11 protein-coding genes are annotated in these 10,284 nt (G+C 40.2%); 9 read left to right on the top strand and 2 right to left on the bottom strand.

From position 1 onward, the window contains the following. Positions 1 to 2: 2 nt before the first annotated feature. Complete coding sequence (locus DWX59_RS23895) at positions 3 to 1,610, bottom strand: O-antigen ligase family protein (protein WP_117562248.1); 1,608 nt, start codon at positions 1,608 to 1,610, stop codon at positions 3 to 5. A gap of 165 nt (positions 1,611 to 1,775) precedes the next feature. Between DWX59_RS23895 and DWX59_RS23900 the strand changes: the two genes are divergently transcribed. From DWX59_RS23900 to tnpB (DWX59_RS23930), 8 genes are all read left to right on the top strand, one after another. Then, positions 1,776 to 2,921: a glycosyltransferase family 4 protein gene (locus tag DWX59_RS23900; protein ID WP_166460292.1), complete on the top strand. Its 1,146-nt coding sequence runs from the start codon at positions 1,776 to 1,778 to the stop codon at positions 2,919 to 2,921. 150 nt (positions 2,922 to 3,071) lie between these two features. Then, on the top strand, positions 3,072 to 3,494 hold the full coding sequence (gene tnpA / locus DWX59_RS23905) for an IS66 family insertion sequence element accessory protein TnpA (protein ID WP_117562252.1): 423 nt from the start codon (positions 3,072 to 3,074) through the stop codon (positions 3,492 to 3,494). Further along, positions 3,488 to 3,832, top strand: coding sequence for an IS66 family insertion sequence element accessory protein TnpB (tnpB, locus tag DWX59_RS23910; protein WP_117562254.1), 345 nt, complete (start codon positions 3,488 to 3,490; stop codon positions 3,830 to 3,832). The genes tnpA and tnpB (DWX59_RS23910) overlap by 7 nt, the downstream gene beginning before the upstream one ends. 290 nt (positions 3,833 to 4,122) lie before the next feature. Beyond that, on the top strand, positions 4,123 to 4,740 hold the full coding sequence (locus DWX59_RS23915; RefSeq protein WP_235845159.1) for a transposase family protein: 618 nt from the start codon (positions 4,123 to 4,125) through the stop codon (positions 4,738 to 4,740). Continuing rightward, the gene (locus DWX59_RS29475; RefSeq protein ID WP_235845160.1) at positions 4,661 to 4,990 is read left to right on the top strand and encodes a transposase; all 330 of its coding nucleotides are present in this window, start codon (positions 4,661 to 4,663) and stop codon (positions 4,988 to 4,990) included. Before DWX59_RS23915 ends, DWX59_RS29475 begins: the two co-directional genes overlap by 80 nt. After that, on the top strand, positions 4,917 to 5,645 hold the full coding sequence (locus DWX59_RS23920) for a helix-turn-helix domain-containing protein (protein ID WP_117562256.1): 729 nt from the start codon (positions 4,917 to 4,919) through the stop codon (positions 5,643 to 5,645). The genes DWX59_RS29475 and DWX59_RS23920 overlap by 74 nt, the downstream gene beginning before the upstream one ends. 91 nt (positions 5,646 to 5,736) lie before the next feature. Further along, positions 5,737 to 6,129: a hypothetical protein gene (locus tag DWX59_RS23925; protein ID WP_117562258.1), complete on the top strand. Its 393-nt coding sequence runs from the start codon at positions 5,737 to 5,739 to the stop codon at positions 6,127 to 6,129. Beyond that, entirely contained in the window at positions 6,122 to 6,343 is a 222-nt protein-coding gene (gene tnpB / locus DWX59_RS23930) for an IS66 family insertion sequence element accessory protein TnpB (RefSeq protein ID WP_117562260.1), read from the top strand. Before DWX59_RS23925 ends, tnpB (DWX59_RS23930) begins: the two co-directional genes overlap by 8 nt. A 386-nt stretch (positions 6,344 to 6,729) precedes the next feature. Here tnpB (DWX59_RS23930) and DWX59_RS23935 read toward each other — a convergent pair whose 3' ends face one another. Beyond that, entirely contained in the window at positions 6,730 to 7,968 is a 1,239-nt protein-coding gene (locus DWX59_RS23935; RefSeq protein WP_117562262.1) for an IS110 family RNA-guided transposase, read from the bottom strand. Between the two features lie 446 nt (positions 7,969 to 8,414). On the opposite strand from DWX59_RS23935, the gene tnpC reads away from it, so the two are divergent. Continuing rightward, positions 8,415 to 10,007, top strand: coding sequence for an IS66 family transposase (gene tnpC / locus DWX59_RS23940; protein ID WP_235845161.1), 1,593 nt, complete (start codon positions 8,415 to 8,417; stop codon positions 10,005 to 10,007). Positions 10,008 to 10,284 lie beyond the last annotated feature (277 nt).

Consider the following 10,284-nt stretch of genomic DNA (forward strand, 5'->3'; position numbering starts at 1 on the left):
CATTAAACATGCTTATCCTTATCTGCCACTTCCCGAGCAGCTACCACACCAACCATAAGCAGAGTCAACATAATAGGCGCTACAATCGGGACACTTATATTGACTACAGCCTGAGCCCCATAGCATATAATTGAAAACGAAATAGCCACTAGAAGAGGCTTTTTCGAAGACGCACGAATCATCTCCTTTATAGCAGTAAACAACAGCGATAGATATGCCGCTAGACCAACAACGCCTATCGTAATAAAATATTGCAAGTACTCATTATGTGCACTGTCAAACTTTTCATAATATCGGCTAAGCATTTCATCATAATAATTGTTTACAGTAATAATCCCAAATGTGTCCGGACCATGACCAAAAATTTTATGAATTAGCGGAAACTTTTGATAACTCTCTATTCCAATTCTCCAGATATATCCACGATGTGTTCCCCACTCATCATCAAGAACAAGATAATTTTTTAATGAACCATACCTATCAGCATTACCATTAATATTGACATCAAACAGTATATATCCTATACAAAGAATTCCACTAATTAATACCGCAAACCAAATCCACCTTCCCAGATTACCTTTTTTCTGCAGATAGTTCTCCTTTATTAGATTAATATCCAATATATGAATAAATATTGTTAATGCCCACAAACCCGCAACAACATATAGGAGCTTATCATAGCCGACTACTACATTAAATAAGCCCGTAATCTCCAGCACATGTTCTGGGAACTTACCAATAATAATATCAATCAGTTGAAATTCGGAAAACAATAGCGCCAAAAGAAACATATACTTTTTAATACCCTTTATACTATCAAATAGATATATAGGCAACAATCCAAATAGAGCAATTAATGCCAAATATGCATTATCACTGATACCTGTTATTAATGCAAATAACGATATAATAACACAAATTGTATACCAGACTTTTCTGTAAACATTATTCTCTTGAGCAAATAGAACAACACTCATGCCTGAAACAAGTGCTATATAAGATGTATAGGTATTGATATTTCCAATGGTTGAAGCAAATATCCTATAATCATCCCACGACAGTCCTACCTTAAATCCAATTGGATCAATTTCAAAAAACTGTAATATCCCTATAAGGCATACAACCATCCCAGCGGCCAAAAATATATCCAGATACCAACGCTTAAATTTTAAAAACCTGGTAACAATAAAAAAGCTGACAAAATATAGAAGAATCAAAAACATTCCCGTGTATCTGCCTTCATTCCCCCAAAAAGACTCATAAAAATAATCAGACTGAAGGGTTGATACCGAAACTGCAGTCATAAAGAATATCATAGCCCAATCAGCTATTCTTAAGGGCCTTCTTCGAAAATGCTTGAATATACAACGTGTATTCTCCCACTGATAATCTCTTGCGTCTATATACATATAAACAAAAGCGGTTATTAGAATGACTACTGTTAGCAAAATTACCGAACCATAATAAAACATGTATTTTACATCTAAAATGTCAAAATAATAATTATAAAAAGCCAAAGGAAAAATTACCAGTATTGCAACTATATAAACGCTTGTAATAATTTCATTGGCTCGTTTCCACGATACAATTAAATCGTTATTTTCATTCATCCGTCTGTTATCCTTTCTTAAACTATAATGTTTTATCAGTATACCATTTTGAACCCGAATCTGCAACTTCGTCATAACATGTAAGGTTGCAGCCTTTAATATTTAATGCTATACTGAATATACTCTCTCTTAACAGCAAAAAATATGACAAAACTGGAGATATCTATGAAACTGTTACATATTACCCCTGAACCGCCCTCCTCAACGTCCGGAGGAGGAATTGGTGTCAAGCAGACCTTATTATCACTCGTGTACAATAATTACTCTGTGGACTACATCGGTCCTGAAATTGCAGATAAATCCCTGGCCAGGTTTTATGATAGAACTTATTACTTAATTCCCAGTAATAACATATTGCTAAGGATATTTGATACACTATTCATGAATACAAACCGTCGCTATCGGTCATGGCTTAAACTGCGTATTGATTTTTCTGCATATGATGCAGTTATAATGGATTTTTCTAAATTACATTATGTCCTTAAACGAATAAGAAATACACCTTTCTTCGTTCGTGTACACAATGTAGAATATGATTATTCCCAAAATAATTACCGTCATAAACGAAATGTGTTTAATTTAATTGATGCCTGCTTTTCCAAGCCCCGTGAGCAGTTGATTGTCAATCGGGCCAATCATTTAATTGCCCTGACAGAAAAAGATAAAAATCGTTTGTGCCAATTATACCATATTCCATCTGAGAAAATAACTGTTATTCCGGTGTGCATTTCACCCCCAAAAATATACTTTCCCTCATTTGATAACCAAAATCAGGCCCCGCACCCATTGCGCATGCTGATAACCGGTTCACTGTGGTATGGTTCTAATTTTGAAGGGATATTATGGTTTATAGAAAATGTATACCGCCAATTACCGATTCCAAAAGAGCTTTGTGTTGCTGGATCACATCCAACTCCTGAGTTTTTAGACTTTGTAAAGAAAATACCTTCAATTACAGTAGTGAATACACCTGCAAATATGGCACCGTATTTTTATAATGCCGAATTATACATTGCCCCTATCTTTGACGGTGCTGGCATGAAAGTCAAAGTTGCTGAAGCCATGTCCTATGCCCTGCCAGTAGTAGGAACAAGCCATGCATTTGAAGGTTATGTTATACAACATGGCAATAACTCATATATTGCAGATACTATAGACGCTTTTGAAAAAAGCATACTTGATTACTATCATCTTGATGGAAAACAGCGGTATGATATGCGGCTTTCCTCTCTACAATTATTTCAATCTAATTACAGTCTGAAAAGAAGTGCTGATTTATTCAGGAAATTAATTGACCCTATGAGCGTTTAAACGTAAGCGTCAAATGTTAGGGTGGCTGGCGCTCCGCCACCAAATACCTCATAATGGTAGATAGCTAGATGCAGGCACTTCGCTCTGGAATACGATACATTTCATTGATAGGTGTGGGCATTTCACTACACATTTATGGAGGTATCGAAAATGTCCAGTTACAATGCCAGAGTCCCGGCTGATCAGCAGTTCCAACTGATTATGGAATGCAGGAACAGTGGCCTCTCCGATTATCAGTGGTGCAAGGAGCACGGAATTCATCCGGGAACCTTCTACAACTGGGTCAGCAGACTCAGGAAGAAGGCCTGCTGTGAAATCCCTGAATCAATTTCCAAAGCGGAGCCTTCACCGGCTCCGGCTCAGGACGTGGTCCGCTTAAATTTTAATGCAAAAGCAGAGGATCCTCAGGCGATGCTTCCATGCCAACCAGCTCCTGCGAGTCCAACCTGTATTGCAGATATTCCTGCCAGGATAGAAATATATCTGGGCAATGCGACAATCCGCATTGCCAATGGAACCGACCCGGCTATCCTTGAGCGGGTTCTGAGTCTTGTGAAAGGCACCGGGTGTTAGGCGATATCTCCGTAGCGGACAACATCTATATCGTATGCGGCACAACAGACATGCGCAAATCAATCGATGGTCTCTGCAACATTATCCGGGGCAAACTTTCCATGGATCCGGATCAGTCATCCCTGTTCCTTTTCTGCGGTAAACGGTGTGACCGAATCAAGGTCCTGCTCCGGGAACCGGATGGATATGTGCTCCTTTACAAGAGACTGAATGTTGCACAGGGACGATATCGCTGGCCACGGAAACGTTCAGAAGCTCAGGCAATTACCTGGCGGCAGCTGGACTGGCTGCTAAACGGACTGGATATTGAACAGCCAAAGGCGTTCCAGACCAGCTGAAAACCATCGTGAAACCGACGAAATTTTCCAGTGACATTTCTGATGAAAACGTGGATAACTCTTTCTCTTTTCATCCAGGACGGGATAACTCCTGCTTGATTTTCATTTCATCGCTTTTCATCGTATTCTGAAACTGCCATAACAGAAAACGTCTCAGTTTATCCATCTTATGGCTACTCTCCACTGATTATTCCGGGACTCTTTGGTTCTTCCGCAATTATCCGTTTTTCTATTGATTATCTATCCTCGAGTGCTATGATATATTCCGAATAGTTTGCTGGAGGAATCATATGCGTATAAAAACAGAATTGGAACTACAAAACTTTTATCCATCAGAGCTGGAGGTTGCAAATATCTGTCAAACAGACACGGAAATACATATTAAGATGTTTGCCCGGACAAAAAACTGTACATGCCCTAAATGTGGGATTGTTTCAGCCTATAGACATGGAACTTATGAAAGAAAGCTCCAGGATCTCCCAATCTTTGGAAAATCCACCTGGCTTTTCGTAAACGCATATGAATACCAGTGTGATAATCCTGAATACAATATTACGACTTTTGTTGAAACAATTAATGGGTTTCTAAGTTACTATAGCAGGATGACGGATCGTTGTGCCGATTTTATCTGCACATTGGCAATGGAAACCAGCTGTGAAGGCTGTTCCCGTATCTGTAGAGCCATGAATCTCAAAATAAGTGGGGACAGTGTGATCCGTCTGCTTATAAAGCGTTATAAACTACAGGGAGAAGTAACATGTGGAAGTACCATTGGTGTTGACGATTTTGCTTTCAAAAAAAGGCATACCTATGGTACCATTATCGTGGATGAAGCTACCCATACACCGGTTGCCACACACACATGGGAGAGATGGCCGTGCCCTGAAGGAGTGGCTGTCCCAAAATAAACATGTAAAAACCATAACACGTGACCGTGCCAGTGCTTATGCAACTGCCATACAGGAGGTCCTGCCGGATGCCATACAGATCGCGGACCGGTTCCATTTACACCAGAATCTTTTGGAAGCGGTAAAGAATACCGTGAATGCAGTCGTGCCGGTAGATGTAAAAATACCAGCGGATTATGGCAGAAAACAACAGCAGACCGAGCCTGAGGAATGCGATGAAAGTAAAAAAAATCCCGGATGGTGTGGATAACGGTGCTGAATATAATGAAAAAAGTGTACAATTGTACCAAGCCATTCACGAATACGCTTCTATCAGATATAGCAAAAGGGAAATTGCCAAAGTGCTACATTGCGGAAGGAATACGGTAGCAAAATACCTAAATGGAGATTTTGAAGCATTGTGCCGTAAAGATTTCCGTAGCGGGATGGAGCCATTTTATGATTACATTATAAAAGAGCTGTCAGCAGGAATCAGCAGGAAAGATGTATACCGCAGCCTGCTCACAAAAGGTTATCTGGGTGGGCAGACAGCAGCTTATGATTACATGAATAAGCTCATAGAAAGATTCCAGATAGACATCGCGGTATATAAAAGTTCTACAACAGAAGCAATACAAAAGAAGAAAGGGCTCCAGAAGTATGACCAAATATCCAGAAATGGAATATTCCGTTTCCTTTGGCTCGATGAAGAGATTACGGAAACACACAAGGAATATCTAATGGATAACTATCCTAAGTTAAAGGAAATACTCCGTTGTATCCGTGAATTCAGGGAAATATATCAACGCAGGAGTATGCCTCTGCTGTACCTTTTTATTGAAAAATATAAAAACTCAACCTTGAAAGAGCTTTCACGTTTTGCCAAAGGTATGGAGAAGGATCTTGCAGCTGTTGAGAATTCGTAAGCGTCAAATCGCTCGCCTAGATTAATTAGAGTTTTTGTGGCAAACTTAAAAAATGCAAAAAACTATTAGTTTTTTAAGGAGGTCACTTACCATGGATCAAATAACACACACAGTCCGGTACTCTATGTGGAAAGACATTCTGCTTCAATGTCAGAACAGACCGGATGGAATGTCAGCAAAACAATGGCTGAAGGAAAATCAGGTTAGCGAAAAATCTTATTATTACTGGCAACGGAAATTCCGAAATGAACTCTTCGAAAAACAAGGCATCGCTTTACCAGCGTTGCAATCATCCTCGAATTGTACAGACATATCTTTTGCTGAAATGACAATACCAACAGTAAGAATGGCTGTTGATGATCAGCATAGCGAAATAATACGTGCATCTGCAGTTATTAAAACGGGAGCTTTGACAATAGCAGTTTCAAATGATATATCGGATACACTCCTGTCAAAAATCCTACAGGAGATTTGTCATGCTTGAGGATACTGCTGGTATCCGCCGCGTAGTCCTGGCCTGTGGTACCGTTGATTTACGAAAAGGGATTGACGGACTGGCCATGATTATAGGTGATAAATACCAACAGAATCCATTTGAAAAGGGAACTTTATTTCTCTTCTGCGGAAAACGTTCCGACCGCCTAAAAGGACTGCTATGGATGGGAACGGGCTTCTTACTTCTTTATAAAAGATTTTAAAATTGAAGAATGTCCTGGCCACGGACAACACAGGAAGCGGCTGAACTAACGGAAGAACAATTCAACTATCTGATGTTGGGTTTAAATCCCCTGAATCCGAAGATTAAAGATGTCGATCCTAAAAAAATCTATTGATCATTGTGCAAAACAGAGAAATTTTATGCTTCTGTTTTCAATGATATATATGGTCTGTGTGATGTGTTTATAGCACCGACAGAAACCCTCTGGAGTGTCATATCCACTTTACAGAAGGGGAAAATGAACCTGCTACGAAAATAAATACTTCGCAGCAAACTTGAACCTTGACAATAAATGTTTTTAACAATCATGAATGCACAGCAAATAAAGGCAGTAAAAATAGCTGCCCACAGGAAGAAATCTTTTGATTAACTTTGTTGCGCTACAAGGTAACCCCGCTTTTCTAATTCATGGATATATCGGGATACTTGCTTTTGCTCACAACTTCTGCGTCTGATTTCAAAGCAGGATTCATCGAATAAAGTTCCCTGCTTTAACATGGTGTAGATAATAACAAGTAGTTTACGGGCAAGAGCAATAATTGCCTTTTTGGCTCCCTTCTTCTGCTTGATACGCCAATACCAAGCGGAAAGGTAAGTGTTACGCTTCCCGGCAATCACCCATGCAATTTCGCAGAGCATACTTTTGACGTAAGGATTCCCTTTGGTAATTGAAGTGCTCTTACGCTTTCCGGCACTCTCGTTGTTTCCGGGAGATAAACCGGCCCATGAACAAATGTGTTCAGCGGTTTTAAAGCACTTCATATCCACTCCTATTTCAGCGATTAATGCACAAGAGGCTGTAGTTCCAATTCCGTAAATGCTATTCAACTGATCTACCTGTAGTGTGAAAGGTTCCATTTCTTCCACAATTGCCCCTTCAATTTCAGAAAGATGCGTTCGCAGGGAATTATAGTGCTCCATTAACATCTTTAAGAATGCTCGTTGATGGTCGGACAAAGTTCCGTTGACAGAAACCAGAATCTCTTTTAAACGGTTCCGAGTTTTGGTCTTCAAACAGGTATCCAAAGCGGTTTCATCAATCTGACCATGCTCCATGAGGTACAAGATAATATTTCTGCCAGATGCACCAAAGATATCTGAAATAAAAGATGACAACCGAAAACCAGAGCTTTGGAGAAATTTTTCCACACGGTTTTTCTGGGAAGTGATGTCACGGATAATGCTTTTCCGGTAGCGGTTTAGATGCCGGAATTCCCGGATGTTTTTGTCTGGTATAAAACTGCCATTGAGCAGTCCGGCGCGTAGAAGCGTGGCAATCCATTCAGAATCACGCATATCTGTCTTTTTGCCAGGGACGTTCTTCATATGTCTGGCATTGACAACAAGCAGGGTAATGTCTCCTGAAAAAGCGTCTTCCAGGATTTCGTAAATGGGCTGCCAATAAATACCGGTGCTTTCCATAGCAACATGATGGCAATCTGATTGAATAATCCAATCACGCAAGGCAATCATGTCAGGAATCAAAGTGGAAAATTCCATGATTTCAGAATTGGTTGGTTTGCCAAGCGGTCCGGAGAGAATGCAGGCAACAATTTTGTCTTTGTGGACATCAAGTCCGGCACAACGTTCCAGTAAGTCTTTCATAAGCATACTCCTTCCATTTTTAAACAGGCAGGAGATTTACCCGAGGTGATAAGGACTTTGCTACTCGTGCTATCCACAAAGGGCGCTACAATATGCTGTTCTCAAGGGCAAAACATTTACGTTGAAAAACGGGGTGCAAATCCTCCAATGTTCAATCAAACTTGTTCCCGCCTGATTCTATTATAAAGCATAAGCAATCGGAGGAAAAGTAGTGGAGCCGATACCCTATTTTCATTATGGGCTGTGATAAGCCATCATGATTCGTTGAAAACTCTATATTTCCTTACTACATATGAAGGTTTTACGCTGTTCTGTCCATAGGCATTTTGACGGAACCTGCTTAATAACAGATTCGCCAGTTCTAATACTTTATTGTATAATAGAGTACAGTAAAGTGAAGGAGCGTTCAGCTGAGTCAGAAACATACACTTGATAAACTGAATAGTATGGATCGTGAAGAACTGATCACGATCATCCTGACGATGCAGGGACAGCTTGATGCATTAAATGAAAACATTGAAAAGCTCATTGAACAGGTGCGGATTGCCAATCAGAATCGTTTTGGACGCAGTACAGAAACTATGAAGTCTATGGATGGACAGCTGTCTTTTTTTGATGAAGCAGATGCCATCTATGATGAAAATACAGCTGAACCAGAAGCAGATGAACTACTTCCAGTAAAGCCACGCAAAAAGAAAACAAAAGGCCAGCGAGACATTGATCTTAAAAATTTCCCGGAAGAGCTGCTCCCTCCTCATGCTGTTTCAGAGGAAGCGTTAGATGCTTTTTACGGAAAGGGAAACTGGAAACGTATGCCGGATGAAACATACAAACGTCTGCGCCATGAACCGGGATCCTGGACTGTAGAAATTCATACAGTCGAAGTTTATGTTGGTACCGATGGGTACCATCAGGATGAATTTCTTCGCGGGGACAGACCAAAAGATATATTCCCTAATAGTATTGTCACGCCATCTCTGCTTGCTTCTATATTGAATGTGAAGTATGTGAAATCTTCACCGCTTTACCGGATTGAACAGGAATTCCAGCGTAATGGGGTAAACATTTCCAGACAGACAATGGCAAACTGGATTATTAACAGCTCTAATCGTTATTTCGCTGCACTTGTGGAACGAATGAAGCAGGAGCTGCTTAAACTTCCAGTTACACAATCAGATGAGACGCCTACGCAGGTAATTCATGATGATCGCAGTCCAGGGAGTAAAAGTTATATGTGGGTACACCGATCCGGTGAACTTTTCAAAGAACGTCCGATTGTTGTCTACGAATACCAAAAAGGCAGAAATCATGAACTGCCTCTTGCGTTTTATCGGGATTATAACGGAGTGCTTGTGACTGATGGATTAAAACAATACCATCTCCTTCAAGATAGGATTCCCGGATTAACGAACGCGAATTGCTGGGCACATGCGCGTCGCGATTACGCGGATGCAATAAAAGTTGCAGACAAAGCAGATGCAGCTGCGGTAAAACGCTCCGTTTCGTATCAGGCATTAAGCCGGATTGCGTTAATATATGAATTGGAAGGTGCTTTAAAGGAACTTTCCCCGGAACAACGTCTTCAGGAGCGGCAGGAAAACATAAGGCCACTGGTTGAGGAATATTTTACGTGGGTAAAAAAACAACTTGCTGATACAACAGTACCACCCAAAGGGAAAACTGCTGAAGGTCTGAAATACAGTGTGAATCAGGAAGAATATTTAAAAGTATTCCTCACCGATGGAAATGTCCCGATTGATAATTCAGCCTCTGAAAGATCCATCCGTACATTTTGTGTTGGAAAGAAAAATTGGATGTTCCATGATTCGGTCAAGGGCGCACAGGCAAGTGCGGTTATTTACAGCTTATCTGAAACAGCAAAGCTCAACAATCTGAGACCGTATTATTATTTTAAACATCTGCTCACAGAGCTTCCAAAACTCCGTGATGAGAAAGGAAATATAGATTCTGCAAAACTGGATTATCTGTTGCCTTGGTCAACAGAACTTCCAGCGGAATGTAGAAAAGCACGCCGCTAAAATCTGGCGGCGTTAATTTATCTGTAAGCGTAGGGTTTTACGCTTACTAAACAGTGGTAATCTTCCCTGTTTTGAGTTATAATATTTTTTGGTATTATTATTCATAGTAGCTTAATTTTACCACAAAAAAAAGAACGCCTCCAGGTTTCATACCTGAAAGCGTTCTTTTTACTTTTAGGGGACTTTTTCAGGTTCTATACTGAATGTTGGGGTGTGCTGAAAAGCACACTTCCAACATTCTTTTCGTTGTAATAAAATACATCTATAAGAAGCCTCC

Source organism: Enterocloster aldenensis (assembly GCF_003434055.1).
Taxonomy (GTDB): Bacteria; Bacillota; Clostridia; order Lachnospirales; family Lachnospiraceae; genus Enterocloster; species Enterocloster aldenensis.

Coding starts and splice junctions, on each gene's coding strand:
- DWX59_RS23895 (WP_117562248.1), bottom strand. CDS start 1,610: ATGAATGAAAATAACGATTTAATTGTATCGTGGAAACGAGCCAATGAA.
- DWX59_RS23900 (WP_166460292.1), top strand. CDS start 1,776: ATGAAACTGTTACATATTACCCCTGAACCGCCCTCCTCAACGTCCGGA.
- tnpA (WP_117562252.1), top strand. CDS start 3,072: ATGTCCAGTTACAATGCCAGAGTCCCGGCTGATCAGCAGTTCCAACTG.
- DWX59_RS23915 (WP_235845159.1), top strand. CDS start 4,123: ATGCGTATAAAAACAGAATTGGAACTACAAAACTTTTATCCATCAGAG.
- DWX59_RS29475 (WP_235845160.1), top strand. CDS start 4,661: ATGAAGCTACCCATACACCGGTTGCCACACACACATGGGAGAGATGGC.
- DWX59_RS23920 (WP_117562256.1), top strand. CDS start 4,917: ATGGCAGAAAACAACAGCAGACCGAGCCTGAGGAATGCGATGAAAGTA.
- DWX59_RS23925 (WP_117562258.1), top strand. CDS start 5,737: ATGGATCAAATAACACACACAGTCCGGTACTCTATGTGGAAAGACATT.
- tnpB (WP_117562260.1), top strand. CDS start 6,122: ATGCTTGAGGATACTGCTGGTATCCGCCGCGTAGTCCTGGCCTGTGGT.
- DWX59_RS23935 (WP_117562262.1), bottom strand. CDS start 7,968: ATGAAAGACTTACTGGAACGTTGTGCCGGACTTGATGTCCACAAAGAC.
- tnpC (WP_235845161.1), top strand. CDS start 8,415: ATGGATCGTGAAGAACTGATCACGATCATCCTGACGATGCAGGGACAG.